Raw genomic sequence first — 21657 nt, 5'->3', positions numbered from 1 at the left:
AGGGATGGCGAGACGGCGCCGCAGCGGCTGCTGGACGTCGATTCACCGGATATTTAACGCTGGTCGCTAGACCGTGCCCTGACGGGCATGACAGCGGCCCATCGCATGCGAAGCGTTGTGCATATGCACGCTCGCAGGCCTCGCTGCTCACGCGACCCGAGCAGCGAGGCCATTTTGTCTTTCCATGGTGGGCTTACGAGTTACGCTCGCTCAGGCATGGAACAGCCCGTCTTCGAAGCTGACCCATCGCGCAGTCTCATCGCCCGCAGCAAGGCGTTGTCGATAGTCGCGATAATGATGCGCGAACGAGTCTGCACGGCGGATTGGGCGTGAGTTCCCGATATCGGCGAGCGCGGCCTTCAGATACTCGCTGGCGTCGATCCAGTCGCGCAGGGCCAGCATCGTCTCGAAGAAAGGTTCCGGTCGCGCGCTGCGGAACGCTTCGACATGCGCCCATAGCATTAGCCGCGCCGTCGCGACGCGAAGCGCATGGTCTTCGGTTGCCGCCGGCGCCGAGCGCGACCAGGCAAGCTCAATGTCCGCATCGCCGATCTCGGGCATCGGGATCGAGAAGCGGCGGCACGCTGTTCGCTCATCGAACCCATGGTCACCCATTGCAGAGGGATCGACAGCCGTCTCGCCAAAGCAGAGTTCTGCAAGAGCCGGCTCGACGAAGAAGCGCCGGCTGATCGCGTCCATCGCCAGCGTCATGCGATCGGCCGTGGACGCGATCTGGACAACCCCTGGCAACAGCGTCTTGTCGAGCAAGTGCGGCAATGGGATTTCCGACTTGCGCGCGTCGGAGACGCAGATCGTGTTGATCCAGCGATGACCATCATCTTGATCGACCATCGTCAGTACCGCCGCCGCAACCGGCCTGCGTGCCAGCGCCGGATGCTCGTCTGGTATGTCGTTAACGGGAATGCACGCCAGACCGATGACCTGTAGGCATTTGGGAAGTTGGTATTCGTTCACGATATTCTCCTTTCGGAGGATCAGGGATCCGAGACAGAACTCCTGCCTCTTTTCCTTTCACCCTGTTCCTCGCTTCCCGCGTCAGCGTCTCCACTGTTCGGCGGGCGCGCAGCCGCGTTCCGCTTTTCCATCCGGCGGACATGCGAAGCCGTTCTGCGGTTTCACCGGAGGGGTGATTTTGATTTTGAGCAGCAGGCCTTTCTGACACTTAGACAATCAATTCTAAGCCGGTCGAACTCGCCGCCCGCTTCCCAACAGCGAACTGGGAACGCCACTTCGACTATTTTGGTCGTTAGAGGCTAGGAGACAATGGGCTCAGACTGAGCGAGACTGCCCCGAACGCAGCGGCCCCGTTCACTTGCTCAAGAACGCGAGCTCCACAAGAAACCCCATCATCAGCGCATGCGACCCGGCGAGGGTATCGATGGCGGCGTATCGCACGTTATCGAGACCCTCGCCGGGTTTGAGCTCCGTTTCGAGGTTTACGCCTTCCCGCTAGAGGTCAGTGTCATTTGGCTGACGCCTTAGCGACCAGAATCCGGCTGCTAATTGCGCATAGCGAGCTCGCTGTTCTGCGTTTGCTCCAAGGGTTAACACCATAAGGCTGAAGGGCGTTTGCTGCGCCGTCCCGTCCGGTTTCAGAAATTTGACGCGCCCCTTAAGAAAGAAGATATCGGCGTCCAAGCTCAAAACCTCGTGGAAAAATGCCGAATCTGTTCTGACCGGAACGAGGCACACAACGGTGTCAACGTGGCCAGCTGACCATTGCTCATGAGCTCGGCGTAGCCACTGCAGAGCACATGAGTACGGCGGATTGACGAAAGCGAGACGCCCTGACCATGTCTGGCTAAGTCCGTCGCCGCCCCTACTGGCCAATATCTTACGGCGCGCCAGGACAGGGCTGAGTTCGTGAGCGCATGGATCGAGATCTATTTCGCCAAACGCTTTATAAATATTGTCCATGAAATCTGGCGGGGTGAAGCGGGAATCACGATCTTCCTTCTGACCCAGCGCCCAATACGCTCGAGCGGGAGCTTGACGCCGAGCTCTCGGCGCAAGCGCTGCCAGCAGGCGCAGCAGGTCTTCAACTGAGCCCGCACCATTTTCGAGGTCGAGGATGGCCGTGTGCGACAGTCCGGTTCGCCTAACCAAATTCTCCAGCGACTTTTCGTGTTTGATGCGAGTGTTGCGGAGCTTTTCGAACAGCGTCTTACCGGCACTTAGGCCCGTCAGCATAAAATTGGTCGAGTCCATGACCGCCACTAGCGTTGACACGGTGCCGACACCCTTTTCGAGCCGCGTAATTGTCTGGGGCGACACTCCGACATGCTTGGCCATGACCTTTCGCGACCAACCCTTTGATACGCGCGCTTCGCGCAATTCAACAATTAGGTTAGCACGACTTTCGCCTCCAGGCTCCTGGCGGACTGACGATCCGGCCGAACCGCTACTAACCTTCGAACCGATGCAATTCGACGATTTGCCGCCGAACGGCAATTTTGCCGCTGACAGCCCGGAAGGAGAAGCGTTCGCCCAGACATCCGAACCGCGGGGAAGTGCGGGGGATGTAAGGGATAATTTATTCGACTGCTTTGTGTTATGTGCATTTCCCATGGCTATGGTTTCCTCGCTCGGCGAGCGAAGCCATGGCTGCTTGGCAGCAATATTTAGGCTGGTTCATTCATGACCTCGAACGCCATTCAAGCCCGCATCAGCAGATGCGGAGCTCGAAAATTGGCGCGAATCACAAATTCATAGGTCACCGACTTGGGATGCTATCCCCGCCGCATGTTCGCAACTGTGCCGGGCATATAGACCCTAAAGATGAATAAATCTTTAATATAGCTGCGAAGTTTCTCTGGGTAATCGGAATCCTCTATGCGAGCGCGCGATCCCGGCCAGAAAGAACTACGGGAACGCACAACGGTGTTCGCATCGTCTTGGGGGTGATAGTAAATACAAGGAGCAGGATTTCCTGACGATGAGGCCTTCAGCGTCCGCGCCCGCCGGGCTCTCGGCCGGGCAGCCCGCGATCGTAGGGATGACGGCCCTTCGATGGCTTCGACCGTTTCGCATTTTGTTTCGCTGTTCGCCGCTTGATCCCGAACGCCATGATCGCCGCGGCAGCCGCCATATCCTCGCTGGATCGCGCCGATGCCAACGCGCGCTTCAACCGGTCCGCCGCCTTCGGCGGATCGAACCGCACCGAACCGCGCTTGACCAGCAGCCACTCTTCGTCGAGCAGCGGATCGCCCATGTGCAGCAACCGGTCCGCTTCGTTTGCCCGCAGCGGCGCGGCTGGCCGCAAGCCGGAATCGACCATAAGATCATGCAGGATATCGCTCCGCGTCTCCTGCTGGACGAACCAGGCGGCGCGGGTGCGGGCGCGTAAGTCGGGCCGTGCCAGCCACTCCGCGCGAGACCCGAGGGCGTCGCGCAGCGTCTCCACCGTGTCCGGTGCCTCGGCATCCGCACGCCGCGCGAACAGAAAAGGGACAGGCGCACGACGCCACAGCACGGCAGGATCGGCATCTCGGTAGGCGTCCATTAATTCGGCAGGCACCGGCGCGACGTGCGTGGCAGGTCGATCAAGCCAAGATGCCCGTCGCTTCTGCTCCACGTCCCAAGCCGTTGGCCGGCGCGCCGGATCGATATCGGGTAGGTTCCTGAACATCTGCACACGCTTATCGACGATCGAGGACAACAGGTCCTGACCCGCGGTGCCCCGGATATACGGAGTATCGAACCAGTCGCGGGGGTCGTCGCGCACATCGATCTGCAGCGCGCCGCGCCAGCGCGCGAGGCGAACAGGATAAGTTTCGATCACCGATCGAAGCGCCTGAAGCTGGTCATTGGTCGGTCTGTCGGGAAATGGCCCATTGATTGAGGTGTCGGCAAGCCGCTCATACAGATCAGCAAACTGTTCCCGCCCGTTGTGATGGATGGGACGATAGTCATCACGGCGAACATCGCGCAAAGTCGTCGCCTGCTTCGCCGCGACGGGGACAGTTTCGTGAGCGGAAATATCATATTCTTGCGGCAGTTCTGCGCGCGGTGAGAGCCATGCGGGCACCGGCTGTGGTTCGCGGCCAGGTGTGATCTCGCCCAGCCCCACCATATCGAGTCCACGTGCGCCGAGCGATGCCATGGTCGGTAAGGGCTGATCGAGCGCGCGAGGCGGCGACAGTGCAAATTCTTGGTCGGCATCCCGCTGGCGGTCTGATGCGATTTCGCGGGTCGCCTGAATGCGCAGATCGCGCAATTTAATCCGCCGCCCAATCTCGGGCGTATCGCGCCAGCGCCTCACCGCCGTCTGCAGCCACGCGCTTTTGTCGCCGAGATTATCATCATCCAGACCTGCCGGCCCGCGCTTCGCCAACAACGCGCCGACCTGGGCGAGTTCTTTCTGCTGGGTATCGCGGATCGCCGGAAGCCGCTTTCGATATGGTGCGGCATTCAAATCGACGCCGTGGATCAAATCCTGAGGATCGTCGGCAGGAAGCACAACCAAGCGTCCGTCGACTTCGCTGAGAAGGAGCGGCGTCTCGGCGATGCGCTTCATCACCGCATTGGGGTCGACCAACCTTCGGGAGTTGGGCTCGCGGAACAAGATTGCGTCGGCAACGCGGGTCGGTTCAGTGTCCTGGACCGCAAGTCCCAGGTCTCGCTCGAGCCGTTCGCGAAGATCGGCGGCGGCGCGTTCGAGAAACTTCGCCTGCTCGCGGCGCTCGGCTATCGCGGCCTGTTCAACGACCAACTCCTGTTCGAGTTCATCGAGATAGGCTTCGGCCTCGTTACCCCGCCGGGTCCACGCGTTCGACAGATAGGTATCGTGTCCGTCCTTACGCGCCTTGTCGGCATAGCCCGGAGCAAATCTCGCAACGATACGCGGATGGCTGCGCGCCATAGCGCACAGCGTTTCGATCTCGGCGGCCTCGGCGCGCCGCCGGATCGCGGTATGCTCGCGATCGCGAAGCTCGCGCGCGAGCCGCTCCAGCCGGTCGCGGTCGTCCGAAGTGCGGACTTCGCGCACGCGCGCTTCGCGTAATTCGAAAGCCGTATCGGCATCCGCCAGATCCGCATCGCGCTTTGCCACATGCTGCGCGAGCAGGCGCGTCCAGCCGATCGCTGCATTGTCGAGCGACACATCCTGCGCATCCCCGGCGCGTTCGAGTACGGTGGCTTTGCCACCGACCTTACGCATGGTTTGCGCGTCGAGCCCCATCTTGGCGTAGGTTTCTGGCGAGAGCCGATAGTCAGCGTCCGTGGCCTTCAGTTCGATGTTGACGAGACGCGCGATCTCGCAGCGGAACGGCTTCATGAAGCTGGTCGCGATTTGCGTCACGACGTGGGCGTCAAACGCCAGTTCACCGTCGCCATCGATGGTCACCGTACGCTTACCGACCTGGAAGTGCAGGTGCCAGTTCGTCAGGTTATTGAGCGCGTCGGGTTCATGCCGCACGAACAGGGCGGGCACGACCCGCTTTGCGTCAGCATCGCCGCTGTCAGAATTGGCGAGCGATTGCACCCAGGCGTTCGCGCCAAAGAGAATGCGTTCGTGCGCCGCACCGTCGAGATCGGCGGGCAGCTCCGCCTCGCCCGCGATGACTGCATAGCTGCCGCGACCTTCGCTGAGCTTCACCGGCGGATCCGCAGCGGGCCAGCCGGGCAGCGCCGCGAGCCACGTCAGCGCGGCTGGCGCCTCCGGATCGATCCATGGCACGCCAACCAACTGGCGCTTTTTGCTGAGCTCCTTGCCGCCATCCACCCGCCTCTGCTCGGCATTGAGGACGTCACGCAGACCTTCCGGACAATCGTTGCGACGCGCAGCGCTCGCCAAAAAAGCAGGCGCGAGTTCAAATTTAATGTTGAGACGCGGCGGTCCGGCGGATTTATTCTTGCGCCGCCCAAACTCATGCGCTTCGACCGCGTCCCACTGCCTGGCTCGCTTGACCGGATCCGGATCGAGCGTCGTGACGAGGATCTGGCGGTCGTCATGGCCATGATCCTGCGTGTAGCGGTCGAACGTCGCTGCGGGCCGCTCCTCTGACGCCAGCTCCGGCTCCGCATTCGGATCGCCGATCTTACCCGTCGCATAATCATCGAAGGCGGCCGCCGATCGCTCGCGAGTGACGTTGCGCGCTAGGTGGAAGCTCCGCTCCCCCGCCGCGCTCGTCAGCCGCGATATGTCCGGCACGCAAGGAATGCCGAACCATGCGCGCCGGGCAGGAGCCGCTTTCCCGCGTTCCCAGCGCTGCGCGGAATCAAGGCTGGCCCGAACCTTGCCGCGCAGGAGCCCCAGGGGATCGTCGAGTTCAGTCTCCGCCAGGTCGAGCGGCAAGTCACGGATGATCCGCTTTGCTGCGCGCCTGCGAAAAGTTCCGATCGGATCCATGATCTCCAGTCCACGCTTCCAAGGGCGGGCCGCGCCCCTCCCACCAGCCCGCGGCAGGCGCCCGCTCGGGAAGTCCCGAGCGAAACCGACCTTCCTAATCCGAAGGATATCATGTTGCTGCTAACTTCCACAATCGAAGAATGGGAGGTTAGCCTATTGCGCAAAAAAAATTCATTTAATCTCGATATATTTTCGATATCTTACTGGGATATTCTGGATACATTACAGATATTCCGAAAGATATTTCGATAAACGATTTTGAATTCAAATCGGATATTGCTCAATACGATCAAATATCCGCTTCAGATACTATCTGGTTTGCAACGATACCCGATCTCGGTGGCGGCGAAATCCTTCCAATATCCGATCTTTGGATATTCAAATGCCTGTTGTAATATCCACGCAGCAATTTGAAGCGGAACAACGAGCTTGAAAGTCAGGTTTTGGCGACGAACCGTGCCTTATCAGCGACAGAATGGCTCGTCGCTCACCGGGGCTCCAACCTACCGACTAAGCAAGGAGATAAGTATGAAAAACTTGCTTGCAGAGGCCATGGCGCGCGTAATCGTCGAAGGGTTGCCTGCGCATTCTGCCCAGATGGAAAAATTGACGCGCGAGCTTGAAGTCGCCATCATCCAAGCCGCCCAAGCGAGTGGCAAACCCGTCTCGATCGAAACCATGTTCGCGGGCCAGGATCTGAATGGACCGGCTTTCGCCGACCTCCGCAAGACCTTGCGCAACCCTGGCCTGAAGCCTGAGGCGACGATCAGTGAATTGCGCAGGGCTGAAGGCTACTTCATACGAGCGCACGACGAGTATATCGCCAAATATTCCGACAATCGGGCGAACGCCCTGCGTTGGGCGGAGCTCCGGCTTGCGATCGCACGACTCTTCTATGATGAGATGATCCGATCTTTACCTACCGCTTCACGTCCCCAAGCGCGGCCGAAGGCGGAGCGCTCAACAAGCGTTATCGGGTTCGAAATGGATGCTTTCTCTGCCGATGAGCAGGAAGCGCTTCGTCGAGCGATCAGTAATCGCGAGGATGCAATCAGGCAGTTGGAGACCATCATCCGCCGAGGCGACGCGACGTCGGACACTACGCACCTCATCTGCAGCTATCTGCGCGATCCGAACAAGATCGACAAGGTGAACCGCTGGCTCACCGCCGAGCTCAGTAAGGCGCACGTTGCCGACGCAAAGATTGAAAATGACATGCAGACGTTAGCCGCCGTTGTCGAACCTTTGTCGTTGGCGGTTCCTGCACCAGCAATCGCTAGAGACGACGGAAGGTTTTGGCCGCCCATGCAGCAGCCACGGCGCGAGGACGCAGTCACTGCCCGCGAGCTTGTCACGTGGCTTAAAGAGGGCCCGCAAAAACTTCGGCGCCTTTACGTCCGGAGGCCGGACGGACAGGTTCGGCTGAGGGAGGCCCCGAGATTGCCTCCGATCGCCCGCATGTTTGAACGCGCCGTTGACCATCCGGACGTCCAAGAGCAACTGGCAGCGATTTGTTCCGATTACGACATCTGACAACGCCTCCCGGCTATGGAACGGGCTGCCAATTTTGCCCCGAAGTTCGGTTGATAGACGCGGCCGCGGAGGGATGCTGAGGTGCGCCGTGCGTGCATCGCCGCGGAGGGGGAACAGATTTCCAAGCCGAGACGAGTTTGAGGGTCTGCCAATTGCTTGGGAGATGAGATGTGACGCAGATTATTAAGTACAATGGACACAACATCGTTGACGGCGTGCTGCGGCTTGAGGATTTGAACGTGAACGGCTGTCTCGACATTCACGGTTGCGAGGCACTCACCGCGTTACCGGAGGGCCTGACCGGCGTGCGCTTTCTCGACCTAAGTGGCTGCACCGCGCTCACCACATTACCGCATGGGTTGGATATAAGCGGAACGCTCAACCTTTCGGGCTGCACCGCGCTTAGCGAGCTCCCCGACTGGCTAGCAGTAGATGAATATCTCGACCTCACAGGTTGCACCGCATTGACCGCGTTGCCGCCCAATCTTTGCGCTGCTGGAGATACCGACCTTTCCGGCTGCACGGCTATCACCGCGTTGCCGGAGAATCTGAACATAGGTGGAGACCTGATACTTAAATACTGTACCGAGCTCACTGCGCTGCCAGAGCGTCTGATAGTATTTGGAAAACTTAATCTCGACGGCTGCACCGCGCTCAACGCGCTGCCGAAAAAGCTCAGCGTGGGAGGGTATCTCGAAATCGACAAGCTTTCTATCGGCTATGACAGCGTTGACCTCTTCGCCACTCCAATCGCCGAAACGATTCGTACGCTCGCGATCGGGCGCCGACTCGGTGATTTGTTTGAGCATTGGGCTCTGGCCTACAATGGCATCAACAATCGCATTATCGAGAGCTTCTGCGATGAATATCCCAATAGAGTCGTTGTAAATCTACAACGCGCGCCGCGCTCGCCACACTTCTGGACGCTTTGAGGTTGCGTGGAGCGTTGTATATAGGGGTGCACTGCTTTAGCCGCGCTACCTAAAGGCTTGCCTGCGAGTTCACATTTATCGAACGCTAACCGACCGCGATCGGAACTTTGCTTGATGATCTAGATGTTGGTTTAAGGATCGATCTGGACAGCCTTTTTATCGTTAGCATGAACCAATCCGGCGAAACCTGTATTGTCGTCCGCGAATGCTACATTCTTGCCACCGCTCGCACGCTCGCCGTCGGCCGTCGACTCCACGACGTGAGCGACCACTGGGCCTTGAAGTGGAACGGAATCGGCAAAAAGATCATCAAGAGCATCCGCGACGCAAATCCCGGCGAAGTGGTATTCTATTTGGACTCTAACTCTCGACCAATGGCTAAGCCGCATCGTTCCAGCGCCGAGTGATCACCGAGACAGATCGCCCGCGCCGACGATGATTGACAACAAATGGCTTGTCAGCGCAGACGCGCCCTTTCGGTGGGCAATTCCCCCCCAATCATCCCAACGGTGCACCCGCTCGGCGAGCCAGGCGAAAAGGTCGTCACGCGATTTTGCATCGGCGAAGGACTGCGACCACGCGATATTGCGCGTCGGCATCCGCGCGCCAACCGTAAGTCCGGTCAACGTCACCAGGTATCGCCTTCCCAGATTTTCGCGCGCGAACAGATGGCGACGAAATCCAACCTGCTGTTCAAAGGTAATCAGCGCCCGCTCCCGTGCCTCGGCGTCGGGCCCCGCGCTCGCACTTACCGCGGCAACAACCGCCGCCATTGGCAAGCGCTCGAATTCCGGCTCGCGCGTGGCCTGCAGCATCATGAGGACGGACCCGCCCAATGAGCTCAGCCCCCCACCGAATAGATCCCTCCCCGCCGATGTCTCGACCATACCGATGCTGGCGAGCCAGCACAGATAGAATCGCCAGAACATCATGTCCCCGCCGAAAACATCGTGGTTGCTCTCCGTGCCAAACCAGCGCGCATTGATCGCGGTCATGACCCTCAGCATCAATTCATGCTGTTCGGGTGCGAAGTGGACCGGCGGGAATCCAAGTTCTCCCTCCCAGAAGGCGTCCCTGACGCTCGCCCAAATTCGCCCAGACGCATCCTCGTAGCCGCGCGGATTGGCTCGAAGCCACCAGCCCCACGGGAGTTCGCCGACGTGACGCTCAAAATCAGCCACGGCCACCCCCGCGACGAGGGTCGAGGCCGAGCGGCGGCGGCGCGCCATCGCGCGCGGGCGCCGCGCCTCCTTCAGCGATTGCTCGCAGCTGAGCTGCGAGGGCGACCGTTTCCCTGACAACATATGCGTCGTCGCGATATATCCGTCCAAGCTCCGAGGACTTCGATCCGGAGGAATTCGCCCTGGCGTTCGGAATAAGATCGTAGGCATGATCGCAACTGAAGCCGAACCACCACGCATGCGTATCTTCGACCCGGTGGTCGGTTGCGTGTTCTACCGGATGGTAGACCGCCGGTCGTAATGTCACGTGACAGATGCGGCGCGCCTCGACGGCTAACCGACGCGTCGGACTCGGCCCTTCTTCGCACAGTCTTGAATAAGTCAGACCGCCATGCACATCGATCCCGATGTCCGGCGGAATTGCGTTTGCATCCCAGCCCCAGAGAGGGTGATCCTTGGGAATGCCGACATATCCGCAGAGAAAGCCATTGTCCGTGTTGCGCAACATGATGCATTCGTATCCACTCGCCGTATCGCGCCAGCTGACCTTGTCCGCCTCTCCGAGCCACGCGCCCTTGCCACCGGGTCGAGCAGCCTGATCGTAGAAAATTTCTTCTGCGGGAACGACGCATTCGCGAGTTGCATAGGCGCGGCCGGTGACGAGACCGACGCCGCCCTCTTGGGTGACATCGCCTCCGTCGCCGATCAGCTTCTCGGCGGCGAATTCGGAGCCGAGGATCGGCAGCAGCGTGTCGGCCGTCGCGGGCACGACGACTAGCGTCGCCGTTTTCCTGCGTACGGTCGCCTGGCACCGCTCAGCCGGAACAAGCGCCTGCGATTTGATGGTATTCTTAGCCATGCCTATTCTCCCGCTTGGTTTGAAACATCAATGCCAGTCGCCCCCGACAAGGCCTCATGGTGTTGTACCGGATGGTTTCTGCGCGCGTATCGCGCTCGCTCATCAGCCGCCGGATAGTTGATCCAAGAGCATTGAGTTCCGCCGAGTGGACGGCCCAGCCGCGAGGCTCGGCAATGCTATGCTGGCTATGGTCCACGCGGCACCTCCAGTATGACAGATAGTAACAATATCGTTCGATATATCATACGATAGGCGAAGTCAATCGATCGAACGAAAGCGTTCACTTGACCGAACGATCGTTGATTTCTATGTCCCCGATCTCATGGTAAGTTCGGTCTAAGGAGGTCATGGGCGTGTCGTTGGCGATGAGGCTGCAGAACCTTCGCACTTCAAAGCAGCAATCGCTTCAGGAAGTGGCTGACGCTATTGGTGCGTCGAAAGCCCATATCTGGGAGCTTGAGAAAGGCACCGCCAAGAATCCGTCGATCGAACTCGTCCGAAAGCTCGCCGATTATTTTGAGGTGTCCATCGCTCACCTTGTCGGTGAGAAGCCGGACGAAGATGGCGATGACGAGCAGTTGCTCGTAATTTACCGTCAACTGAAATCTCTCGATCTGCGCGACCGCTTGGTTCTTGGAGATATCATCAAGGGAATGCAGAAGCGCCGTTCGGGAGCGTAGAAGAGTCGGCGCGCTCGGCATTGGTCTGAAGGTTCGGCCAATACCGTCGTGGCCGTCACCGGCTCCAGATCCGCGGCAAAGGACTTCGGGGCGGTCGGCGCCTTGGTCGATCGGGCTATCGCCAATTCTGTCAGTCGGTCTTGGGGGCGAATATTTGCATAGCGGACATTCGGCTCAATCGATCGAGGATGTTCAAGGAATTGGTAAGCTGACCGGGCTAGTTTATCTCCCATGAAATGGTTCATTGTAATCGGGCTGGCGCTGACGCCGACGTTCGCATTCGCGCAGGACATTAGTGGCTCGGCCCGGGCGATGGACGGCGACACTCTCAATATGGCGGGGATCGTCATCCGCTTGCACGGTGTGGACGCCCCCGAGCTCAACCAGACTTGCGCGCGCGAGGGACAAAGCTGGGCATGCGGCACAGAAGCGTCGGCGAAACTGGCGCAACTGGTCAATGGTGCCGAAATGCGGTGTGAGCAGCGCGATGTCGATGACTATGACCGGATCGTCGCCAGCTGCACCGCGCGGCAGATAGATCTGGGCCAAGCCATGGTCGAAGCGGGCCTTGCAGTTGCGTTGCCTCAGTTTAGCGATCGCTATCTCGGCGCCGAGGCGCGCGCCAAGGCCCTCAAACTGGGCATCTGGAATTCCGATTTCCAACAGCCGGCCGACTATCGGGCCGCCAATCCCAGGGCCCATCGGCCCAAGCCGCAGGCGTCCGCCGCGCGTCAGCCTATTGCCTCGCCGGCGCCGTCCGGCGTCTATTACCGCAATTGCAATGCGGCATGGGCAGCGGGTGCCGCGCCTTTATACCGCGGTCAGCCGGGATATCGGCCAGAGATGGATGGAGACGGCGACGGCGTGGCGTGCGAACCATTCCGGCGGCGATGAGCAATGAAGATGGGTTGATAGAGGTTCAGCCAAAATTTCTGGCGCGGTGCTGCTACTTTACACACGGCGAAGACGGCACTATGATCGATTCGAGAAAACTGGCACGATGGTCGCCGCCGGCGCGGATCCCTTTCTTTGGATGTGACGTGCTCCCCTGATTGTTACCAGGCAGAGGTAGAGTCCGGCTCTTTCTGCGCGGCTACCCAACCTTGGACCACGCGGGCCTGATGTCAAATCTGCGTTGATCCACTGGGACGGTGGTTGCGGTGACCTCGGTCAAACGCCTGCGGACCTTGAGGACCGAATTGCGCACGTTGAGGCACCCGCCCGGACATCATCATGAGGCTATGACCTCGAAAAGGGGCATGACCCCGGTTCGGATCGACAATCAGGCTTGACAGATACACGCAATTACAGGGCCGTTTGATACTCGAGAACCTTGACCCCCCCACGCAATGGCCTAGTCGGGGAGAGATTCCCGGACCTGATGAAAGACTTGTTATGGCCAGAACCCAGGCTGCCGACTACGAAGATCGCAAAGAGGCGATCCTCGATCATGCTGCCGCTCTTTTTGCACGAAAAGGGTTCCTAGGCACTTCCGTTCTGGACATTGCCCACGCCTGCGGAGCGTCGAAATCGCTGCTGTACCATTACTACCCGTCTAAAGAAGATGTCCTCGCAGGAGTAATGTCATCCCATATTGATGTATTGCTCAACACTGCCTCTGAGGTCCTGGCAGACGCTATGTCGGCTGATGAGAGACTGCGGCAAATGCTCCATCGTTTCTTGGAGCATTATGCTGGCGCGGCCAATCGGCAGAAGGTCCTGCTTCATGAACTCGACAACTTGCCTCCGACGGTTCGAAAGGAAATTGTTTCGAAGCAACGAAAGATCGTTGACGCAGTCCAGTCGCTGCTCGTTCGCGTCTTTCCCGATAAGCTGGCCGACCCCGCAACCGCCAGGGTCAAGACGATGCTGATCTTCGGGATGATTAACTGGACAAGCAACTGGTTCGACCAGAGCGGAAAGCTCACCTACGCCGATCTGGCCGATATGGCCCTCGAAATGGCACTCGCTGGACGGGAAGTGAGCTAGCGACCACGCATCTCAAGCATCGAAATCAATATCGACATCATCCGAAATTGGAATGGCCTGGCAGGTCAGGATATAGCCCCGTTCAATATCGTCCTGTGACAAGGCAAACTGGCGAATCATTTCGACCTCACCCTTGATTACTCGCGCGCGGCACGTCGCGCAGACGCCCGCCTTGCACGCGAATGGGGCTGGCAGTCCGGCAGCCCTGGAGTTCTCCAAAATTGTTTCGAGCTTGGGATCGTACCGTACGGTTCGAGTCTTGCCGTTTACGGTAATCCGGATGGGATTTCCTGCGGCGGCCCCTTCGAGCCGTTCCACGATGGCCCGGCGTTCAACGGTAAGTTCACCCGCCGCAAAGCGTTCGGTCTTGATTAGCTTCTGATCAAGACCGGCAGATTTGAGCACAGTTTCGACAGCCTCCATCATCGCCTCGGGTCCGCAGATGAAAGCTGCATCGATGGCATCACTGGGGAGAAAATGCTCAATGATTGCCGCTGCTTTCGGCATGTCGATCCGGCCGTTCAGTAAGACGAATTCATCGTCCTCGCGCGAGAGGAAATGGTGCACCGCGAGCCGGTCCATATAGCGGTTCTTCAATTGGGCTAATTCCTCGAGGAAGAGAATGCTGCTAACATCGCGGTTGCCATAGAATAACGAGAAATTGCTGCTCGGCTCGCCCTCTAGCCCCGATCGCAACAGGGACATTATGGGCGTGATGCCAGATCCGCTCGCGAACATCGCATAATGGGCCTTGCGGGCGCTGTCGAAAGCCCAGGTGAAGGCACCGGCTGGTGCAAGAGCTTCGACTGAAATGCCTGCAACCAGATTGTCGTGCGCCCAGTTCGAAAATTTTCCGCCATTCATGCGCTTGATGGCAATGCGCAGCTCCTTGTCTTGAGGTGCCGAGCAAATCGAATAGCTCCGCCTGACATCGTCTCCATCAATCATGGCTCGCAAGGTCAGGTGTTGGCCGGGCTCGAACTCGAACTGGTCGGACAAGTCCGATGGCACGGCAAAGCGAACTGTGATCGCGTGTTCGGTTTCCTTAAGAACCTCAGCAATGGCAAGTTGATGGAACATTGACGACATAGCTAATTCCTAATGGCATTTAAAACGATCGAACGGCTCACGGCACTCTATGCATTGCCACAGGGCTTTGCACGGTGTTGACCCGAAGCGGGATATCTCCATGGTGTTACGTGAACCACACCGTGGACATGCCGCTTGTCCCGACGCTGGCTCGGGGGGCGCAATGCCGTAGCGAAGCAGTTTCTCCCGCCCTTCGAGCGTAATCATTTCGGTTGACCAAGGCGGAGTAAGGACGGTCCGGATCTCGACAGACTCAAGACCGGCTTGGTCGAGTGCCACTCGGACATTTTGCCTGATCACGTCCGTTGCCGGGCATCCCGTATAGGTTGGCGTAATGCTGACCCACGATAGGCCATCCTTCAAACCAATTTCTCGAACTATTCCGAGCTCAACGATTGAAACTGCCGGAATCTCCGGATCTGGCACCTGCGAAAGCGCCTTGGCAATCTGAGCACCGACTTCATTCGCCGCGTTCACTGGCCTCACCAAGTCGCTGCTGGGTGAGCACGAGGCAGGACCTGCATGATCGCCAACATCATTGAGAGGTGCTCGCTGTGGCGTCCGCCCCGACCACCTTCAACACCCCGGACCTTCTCCGGCATAACCAGTCCTGCCTTCGCAAGCACGGCTCCAACGGCTTGCTCGAAATCGGTTCGCAAGGCCTGCCTCAGCGGAACTATGCCCCTTTCGGCACAATCGATCCAGGATTCATCATCGTGGAACAGATCGTCGATGAAACGCCAGTGCCACTCCAAACCATCCAGTATCCGACTTCGACTGTCTGCAGTCCCGTCCCCAAGCCGAACGATCCAATCTGCGGAGTATTCGGCGTGGTAGCGCAGCTCTTTAACCGTCTTTGCAGCTATCTCGGCGAGTCGATCGGCACGCGAATGGGAGAGCTGTTCGAACAGGGCTTCGGCATAGGTCGCGTAGAGAAAATGACGCACGATCGTTCGCGCGAAGTCTCCGTTGGGTTGCTCCACGAGTAAGGCATTGCGAAATTGCTCTGCATCGCGGTGAAACGCTAGGCGGTCTGCATTCCGGCCACTGCCTTCAACTTCACCAGCATAGTCAAGCAAGAGTGTCGCTTGACCAATCATGTCGAGTGCCAAATTCGACAGACTGAGATCAACTTCGATTGTCGGGGCACGCCCGCACCACTCGCACAATCGCTGACCCAGAACCAGGCAGTCATCGCCGAGCTGGACAAGCGAGCGAAACAGGGAATTGTCCATCACAGTCCTCACATGTGGTTCACGGATTCAGGAAGCACATAGAAGGATGGGTGGCGGTAGATTTTGTTTGCTGCGGTGTCGAACAGCTGCTCACTCTTGGCCCCGTCGGAAGCGACTATATCGGCTGATCGGGCGACCCAAACGCTGACTCCTTCTAGGCGACGAGTATATGTGTCGCGGGCATGACGCAGCGCCATTTCAGCGTCAGGTGCATGCACCGAGCCTGCGTGTCGATGCTCTAATCCGCCGCGAGCCCGGACAAATACTTCCCAAAGCGGCCAGTCCTTCATTTTAACCTCACTCTCAGATCATGCGGCTGCGCGGGCAGATCGCTTCGCCGCAAATGCATCGGCAGCCTCGCGCACCCATGCGCCCTCATCCCAGGCCTTTCGCCGCGCACTCATACGCTCCTTCGCGACAGCCCCCTCGCCGCGCACAACCGCATAAAACTCTTCCCACTCGATCGGGCCGAAATCATAATGGCCCCGTTCCTCGTTCCATTTGAGGACCGGATCCGGAATGGTCAGGCCGAGCAGTTCAGCTTGCGGTACGGTCGCGTCCACGAATTTCTGACGCAGTTGATCGTTTGTCTCGCGCTTGATCCGCCAGCGCATCGATTGCGCACTGTTGGGCGAATTCTCGTCAGGCGGGCCGAACATCATGAGCGCTGGCCACCACCAGCGGTCAAGTGCGTCTTGCGCCATGTTGCGCTGTTCGGTGGTCCCATTGACCATCGAGAGCAAGAGATCGTAGCCCTGTCGCTGATGGAAGCTCTCTTCCTTGCATATGCGAACCATGGCTCTCGCATACGGACCGTATGATGCACGCTGCAGCGGCACCTGGTTCATGATCGCCGCGCCATCGACGAGCCATCCTATCGCTCCAATGTCCGCCCAGTTCAAAGTCGGATAGTTGAAGATCGTTGAATACTTGGCGCGGCCTGCATGGAGCGCCTCGATCATCTCTTGCCTGCTTGTTCCGAGCGTTTCTGCCGCGCAATACAAGTAGAGCCCGTGACCACCTTCATCCTGGATTTTGGCCAGAAGGATCGCTTTGCGCTTGAGGCTGGGCGCTCTAGTTACCCAATTTCCCTCAGGAAGCATGCCCACGATCTCGCTGTGAGCGTGCTGCGAAATCTGGCGCACAAGTGTGCGCCGGTAGCCGTCGGGCATCCAATCATTGGGCTCGATGAAGTCATCCGCCGCGACCCTTGCCTCGAACGCAGCCAGGAGATCAGGATCTTCGACCAGTGCGGGATGTTCTGCGGCGGGTTTGCCGAGTTCCGTCGTGTACATGGTCTCTTTCGCTCCGGTTCCGATCGACCAGGGTCGGGTCGATCAGCAGGTTGACATCATCCTCAGAACAGCCTGCCTCAGCCTTGTCGACATGAGCCATAGCCAGCTCGCGGATTGCACGCAGACACCAAGCCATTGAGGGTTGCACTTGGACTCTGCTGGCAACTTGAAATAGATTTGATCGACCGAATGGTCAATTAATTTATGCTGTCGTGGCTGGGAAACGAGGTCATCGGCGAGTGCATCGCACTCCGACAGTGCAATTCGAGGAGCCTGCCTGTTGAAAGGCTCGTTCTGCGCACAGAGCGCGCCTGGCCTGGCAACGCCTACAGCTCCACGCGGCCGAGTGCGAACTACAACGTAATGAATCCCCGGGTCAGCAGATCCAACCCAGATCCGGTCTTTAGCTGGTAAGCCGGCCCGGAACGAAACGCGAGAACGCTACGCTTGCAATCGCGCGTAAAGCTCTCGCCGCTAATTCCGCTTGCCATTCATTGTCCGTCCGGGCAGTTAATTCATAACGAGTCGAGCTATGATGGGAGGTGCTATGAGTTATGAGACCATCGTGGTCGACTTCGACGAGAGCGTGACCAAGATCACGCTCAACCGTCCGGAGCGCCTCAACAGCTTCACCGTCCAGATGCATGAAGAGCTGGCAGATGCGCTGAGCAATATCGAGCGGTCCGATGAAGTCCGTGCGGTCCTTTTGACAGGCGCGGGAAGAGGATTCTGCGCAGGTCAGGATCTCTCGGATAGTTCCGTCGCGCCCGGCAGCGACGCGATCGACCTTGGGCACGCTGTCGATACCTATTATTCGCCCTTGGTGAAGCGACTCGCTGAGATGGCGAGACCGGTCGTCTGTGCGGTCAATGGGGTGGCTGCCGGTGCAGGAGCAAATATCGCGTTTGCCTGTGATATCGTTTTGGCCGGACGCAGCGCAAAATTCATTCAGTCATTTGCCAATATTGGTCTGATCCCGGACTCGGGGGGGACCTGGGTCCTTCCGCGACTTGCGGGTCAAGCCCGCGCCCTTGGCCTCGCGCTCACTGGTGAACCGCTTTCGGCCGAGCAGGCCGAGGCGTGGGGAATGATCTGGAAGTGCGTCGACGATGACGTTCTGGAGAGTGAAGCCATCAAGCTGGCCAAACGCCTTGCCGCTGGTCCGACCCGTGGCCTGGTTGAGACCAAGATGGCTTTGCGAAACACCTACGACCGCACACTTGACGATGCCCTCGCCTTGGAGCGCGATCTCATGCGCGAGTTGGGCCGTAGCCACGACTATCAGGAGGGGGTTGCCGCTTTCATGGAAAAACGCGCGCCCAAATTCACCGGACAATGATCCGCCCATCACTTGCAAACGGATAATCAATATGACCATCAGGCTGCAGAACTACAGCGTAGACGCTTGGGTGAGCGGTGTCGGCGCGGAACAACCGGTCGTCTCGGCCATCAACGGCGAAGTGGTGGCCCTTGCTAGTAGTGGGGGCCTCGATTTCGCGGCCATGCTTGAGCACGCTCGCTCCGTGGGTGGCCCCGCGCTCAGGGCGATGACCTTTCACCAGCGCGCGAACATCCTCAAAGCACTGGCGCAGGCAATTATCGAGCGAAAGGAAGAGCTTTACGCACTTTCTGTAACAACTGGTGCAACGCGAGGCGACAGCTGGATCGACATTGAGGGTGGAGCTGGAACGCTCTTTTCCATATCCGCAAAAGGCCGACGCGAGCTGCCGGATGACGTTCTCATTGTTGACGGAGAACTGGAGCAGATTGGCAAGGAAGGCACTTTCGTCGGTCAGCATGTCTACACCACCCTCCATGGTGCAGCGCTGCACATTAATGCCTTCAATTTCCCCGTCTGGGGCATGCTTGAAAAATTGGGACCAGCGTTGCTTGCCGGGATCCCGGTTATAGTCAAGCCAGCCACCGCGACTGCCCAGGTCGCCGAACACGCCGTCCGGATCATGATCGAAACAGGTGTACTACCAAGAGGCGGACTACAGTTGATCGTCGGCCCGGTGGGCGACACATTAGACCACCTTGGCTGCCAGGATGTGGTCTCCTTCACGGGTTCGGCCGCCACCGCCGTGAAACTGCAAACCCACCCAGTGATAGCCAGAGAAGCGGTGCGCTTCATAGCGGAGCGCGATTCGATCAACGCCTCCATCCTGGGACCCGACGCAGATGCGGACAGCCCCGAATTCGGGCTTTTCGTCAAGGAAATCGTTCGAGAGATGACGGTCAAGGCAGGACAAAAGTGTACAGCGATCCGTCGAGCGTTCGTGCCTCGTGGACTGCTTGATCGCACCCAGCAGGAGATCGAGGATCGTCTCAGCAAGGTTGTCATTGGCGATCCTGCAAATGATACCGTGACAATGGGAGCGCTCGTCGGGATATCCCAACGGGAAGACGTGCGCGCCAAGGCCCGCGAACTCGCCACAGAGTGCAAACTGATATTCGGTTCGATTGACACCGTCGAGACCCTCGGCGATGCGGTGCTAGGTGCCTATCAATCCCCTCTTCTGTTCCGGAATGACGATCCCTGGACTGCGAAAGTTGTGCACGATCTGGAGATCTTTGGCCCTGTCTGCACCCTGATGCCGTACGATGACCCAGGGGACGCTCTTGCCCTCGCCAATCGCGGTAACGGATCGCTAGCTCTTTCGGTTTTCTCCCATTCGCCAGACGTGGTTCGCGCGTTTGTATTGGGCTCCGGGGCCTTTCACGGCCGGCTCGCCTTCATTGATCGAGATTGCGCGAAGGAGTCGACCGGGCACGGGTCGCCGCTGCCCATGCTGATCCATGGCGGCCCTGGACGAGCTGGCGGCGGAGAGGAAATGGGGGGAATGCGCGCCGTCAAGCATTACATGCAGCGCAGCGCCTTACAGGGAAGCCCGCGCAGTCTAAGCACTGTGGTGCGGCAATGGCTGCCTGGCGCTCCGCAAACTGAAGCAATTGCACATCCCTTCAGGAAACGCTTCGGGGAGCTCGAACTCGGATACACCCTGAAGACAGAATCGCGGACGATCACTCTTGATGACGTCGAGCATTTCGCGCACTTCACTGGCGACACCTTCTATGCCCACATGGATGAGGTAGCGGCAGCTGCAAGCCCGATTTTCGGTGGACGGGTGGCCCACGGCTACCTGATCCTGTCGTTCGCTGCAGGCTTGTTTGTCGACCCGGCGCCGGGCCCGGTCCTCGCTAATTTCGGACTTGAAAATCTTCGCTTCATTAAGCCCGTCAAACCGGGAGAGAGCATCAAGGTTGCCCTCACAGCGAAGGCCAAGTCCTTGCGGAGTCCGAAGATGGGAGAGGTCCGCTGGTCGGTAGCCGTAACCAACCAAGACAATGAGTTGGTGGCGGCATACGATCTGCTTACGATGAATGCAGTCTGACGATCTTTGACGGAATCAATGGCGTTCCTCGCGGACTTTTCAGCTGCAGTCACGTGGTGGATTAGGGCTGAGCGGTCGCAAAGGTCGCCAAGCCTCCTCTTAGCTGTTTGTAGGCAATCCTAGCGGAACACCGTCAGTCATTTCGAGACGCGTGAGTTGCCCCGCCGCAAGATCTGCAAACATGCCAAGACAAAGGGCTCATCCTGACTAGTGATCGTCCCGGGCGCAGCCGCTTCAGCCGCCTAATTCGGAAAGCTCGTCTATGATCACGGCGAAATCGGTGGGTACGTCAAAGACGCTCCCGATAAGAACTCTCGAGGCGGTCAAGGCGCAGAATGATTGTCCACGAACAGGCGTTCAGCTGACGGATCCGAGAAGCAGCTCAACCGGGGCTCAAATGGGCCGGCCTCAAACTTCAAGTCCGGCGATCATAAGGTCCGGCTCAGCCCATCAGACCCATTCAAGAAGTGCCGAGAACGATCCGCCCCGACGCCCTCACCCGACGTCAACGGTTTGAATGCCTCCAAGGACGAAATCACACACGAGATCGGCAAGCTGCTCGAGCTTCAGCTTCCCGTCTGGATTATACCAGGTGTAGGTCCAGTTGATCGTACCGTAGATGAGCAAGGTTATCGGTGTACGAAAAGCTGCAGCTGGGGCGATCTCCGGTCTGATCTTGGCTACGATTGCTGTTAGCAGCTTAACTGGTGCGTCCTCGATTGCGCGCAACTCCTCCTGCTGCTCGCTAGTCAGAACCGACATTTCATTGAACAAAACCGGGTAGTTGATGCGGTAATTGTCATAGATCCGCAGGCATTCGAGGATGAATTTGTGCAGTGAGACCTCGGGAGCAAGCTCCTCGATATCGATCGCTCCAAGTCGAGCTCGAACGACCTCTAGAAAGTCACGCAGCAGTGTTAAGAGAATGTCCTCTTTGGTCGGGAAATAATGATAGATCCAAGCCTTGGAGGCTCTACAGGCTGAAGAGAGCTCAGAGATCGAGGTTTTCGCAAAGCCTTGCCGAGCGAAGAGACCCGAGGCAGTATCTAGGATCAAACGCTTTTTATCTTCATGGTCCTTAGCCCTAACTCCGACCATA

General features: G+C 58.6%; 19 protein-coding genes. 8 read left to right on the top strand and 11 right to left on the bottom strand.

Annotated features, from left to right (window positions below):
- Window positions 1-210: 210 nt before the first annotated feature.
- From SC1_RS21160 to SC1_RS21150, 3 genes are all read right to left on the bottom strand, one after another.
- Window positions 211-975: a hypothetical protein gene (locus tag SC1_RS21160; protein WP_062186709.1), complete on the bottom strand. Its 765-nt coding sequence runs from the start codon at window positions 973-975 to the stop codon at window positions 211-213.
- A gap of 495 nt (window positions 976-1470) precedes the next feature.
- Window positions 1471-2589, bottom strand: a complete 1119-nt coding sequence (locus SC1_RS21155; protein ID WP_083436042.1) for a DNA N-6-adenine-methyltransferase — start codon at window positions 2587-2589, stop codon at window positions 1471-1473.
- 376 nt (window positions 2590-2965) lie between these two features.
- Complete coding sequence (locus SC1_RS21150; protein WP_238586802.1) at window positions 2966-6316, bottom strand: hypothetical protein; 3351 nt, start codon at window positions 6314-6316, stop codon at window positions 2966-2968.
- Between the two features lie 582 nt (window positions 6317-6898).
- Between SC1_RS21150 and SC1_RS21145 the strand changes: the two genes are divergently transcribed.
- The 3 genes from SC1_RS21145 to SC1_RS21135 all read left to right on the top strand — a co-directional run bounded on the left by SC1_RS21145 (window position 6899) and on the right by SC1_RS21135 (window position 9242).
- Window positions 6899-7903 (top strand): hypothetical protein, encoded by a 1005-nt coding sequence (locus tag SC1_RS21145; protein WP_062186704.1) that lies wholly within the window; start codon window positions 6899-6901, stop codon window positions 7901-7903.
- Window positions 7904-8073: 170 nt separating this feature from the next.
- Window positions 8074-8835: a hypothetical protein gene (locus tag SC1_RS21140; protein ID WP_062186702.1), complete on the top strand. Its 762-nt coding sequence runs from the start codon at window positions 8074-8076 to the stop codon at window positions 8833-8835.
- 167 nt (window positions 8836-9002) lie between these two features.
- Window positions 9003-9242: a hypothetical protein gene (locus SC1_RS21135; RefSeq protein WP_193749246.1), complete on the top strand. Its 240-nt coding sequence runs from the start codon at window positions 9003-9005 to the stop codon at window positions 9240-9242.
- Here the strand turns inward: SC1_RS21135 and SC1_RS21130 are convergent, their stop codons facing one another.
- Window positions 9243-10016 carry a hypothetical protein gene (locus tag SC1_RS21130; RefSeq protein WP_238586801.1) on the bottom strand — a complete coding sequence of 258 codons (774 nt, stop codon included), beginning with the start codon at window positions 10014-10016 and terminating at the stop codon, window positions 9243-9245.
- Window positions 10009-10875 carry a hypothetical protein gene (locus tag SC1_RS21125; RefSeq protein ID WP_062186697.1) on the bottom strand — a complete coding sequence of 289 codons (867 nt, stop codon included), beginning with the start codon at window positions 10873-10875 and terminating at the stop codon, window positions 10009-10011. Before SC1_RS21125 ends, SC1_RS21130 begins: the two co-directional genes overlap by 8 nt.
- Before the next feature lie 347 nt (window positions 10876-11222).
- Between SC1_RS21125 and SC1_RS21120 the strand changes: the two genes are divergently transcribed.
- The 3 genes from SC1_RS21120 (at window position 11223) to SC1_RS21110 (ending at window position 13544) form a co-directional block, all read left to right on the top strand.
- A complete protein-coding gene (locus tag SC1_RS21120; RefSeq protein ID WP_062186695.1) occupies window positions 11223-11555 on the top strand; it encodes a helix-turn-helix domain-containing protein in 333 nt (110 codons plus the stop codon).
- A 231-nt stretch (window positions 11556-11786) separates the two neighbouring features.
- Window positions 11787-12449, top strand: a complete 663-nt coding sequence (locus tag SC1_RS21115; RefSeq protein ID WP_062186693.1) for a thermonuclease family protein — start codon at window positions 11787-11789, stop codon at window positions 12447-12449.
- Between the two features lie 501 nt (window positions 12450-12950).
- Window positions 12951-13544, top strand: coding sequence for a TetR/AcrR family transcriptional regulator (locus SC1_RS21110; RefSeq protein WP_062186691.1), 594 nt, complete (start codon window positions 12951-12953; stop codon window positions 13542-13544).
- A gap of 12 nt (window positions 13545-13556) precedes the next feature.
- Here SC1_RS21110 and SC1_RS21105 read toward each other — a convergent pair whose 3' ends face one another.
- From SC1_RS21105 to paaA, 5 genes are read right to left on the bottom strand one after another with little or no spacing between them, the layout of a single operon-like run.
- Entirely contained in the window at window positions 13557-14633 is a 1077-nt protein-coding gene (locus SC1_RS21105) for a 2Fe-2S iron-sulfur cluster-binding protein (protein ID WP_062186689.1), read from the bottom strand.
- A gap of 9 nt (window positions 14634-14642) precedes the next feature.
- Entirely contained in the window at window positions 14643-15110 is a 468-nt protein-coding gene (gene paaD / locus SC1_RS21695) for a 1,2-phenylacetyl-CoA epoxidase subunit PaaD (RefSeq protein ID WP_274520285.1), read from the bottom strand.
- 5 nt (window positions 15111-15115) lie between these two features.
- A complete protein-coding gene (gene paaC / locus SC1_RS21100) occupies window positions 15116-15868 on the bottom strand; it encodes a 1,2-phenylacetyl-CoA epoxidase subunit PaaC (protein WP_062186687.1) in 753 nt (250 codons plus the stop codon).
- Window positions 15869-15876: 8 nt separating this feature from the next.
- Window positions 15877-16158 (bottom strand): 1,2-phenylacetyl-CoA epoxidase subunit PaaB, encoded by a 282-nt coding sequence (gene paaB, locus SC1_RS21690; protein ID WP_083436040.1) that lies wholly within the window; start codon window positions 16156-16158, stop codon window positions 15877-15879.
- Window positions 16159-16176: 18 nt separating this feature from the next.
- Window positions 16177-17163, bottom strand: coding sequence for a 1,2-phenylacetyl-CoA epoxidase subunit PaaA (gene paaA / locus SC1_RS21095; RefSeq protein WP_062186685.1), 987 nt, complete (start codon window positions 17161-17163; stop codon window positions 16177-16179).
- A 547-nt stretch (window positions 17164-17710) separates the two neighbouring features.
- On the opposite strand from paaA, the gene paaG reads away from it, so the two are divergent.
- Window positions 17711-18502, top strand: coding sequence for a 2-(1,2-epoxy-1,2-dihydrophenyl)acetyl-CoA isomerase PaaG (gene paaG, locus SC1_RS21090; RefSeq protein ID WP_062186683.1), 792 nt, complete (start codon window positions 17711-17713; stop codon window positions 18500-18502).
- A gap of 31 nt (window positions 18503-18533) precedes the next feature.
- Window positions 18534-20558 (top strand): phenylacetic acid degradation bifunctional protein PaaZ, encoded by a 2025-nt coding sequence (gene paaZ / locus SC1_RS21085; protein WP_062186681.1) that lies wholly within the window; start codon window positions 18534-18536, stop codon window positions 20556-20558.
- A gap of 495 nt (window positions 20559-21053) precedes the next feature.
- On the opposite strand, the gene SC1_RS21080 is transcribed toward paaZ, so the two are convergent.
- Window positions 21054-21656, bottom strand: coding sequence for a TetR/AcrR family transcriptional regulator (locus SC1_RS21080; RefSeq protein WP_062186679.1), 603 nt, complete (start codon window positions 21654-21656; stop codon window positions 21054-21056).
- Window position 21657 lies beyond the last annotated feature (1 nt).

Origin of the sequence: Sphingopyxis sp. C-1 (assembly GCF_001047015.1) — a bacterium.
Lineage (GTDB): Bacteria > Pseudomonadota > Alphaproteobacteria > Sphingomonadales > Sphingomonadaceae > Sphingopyxis.
Note: the sequence above shows the minus strand (reverse complement) of the source record. Positions and strands in the feature narration are given on the sequence as shown.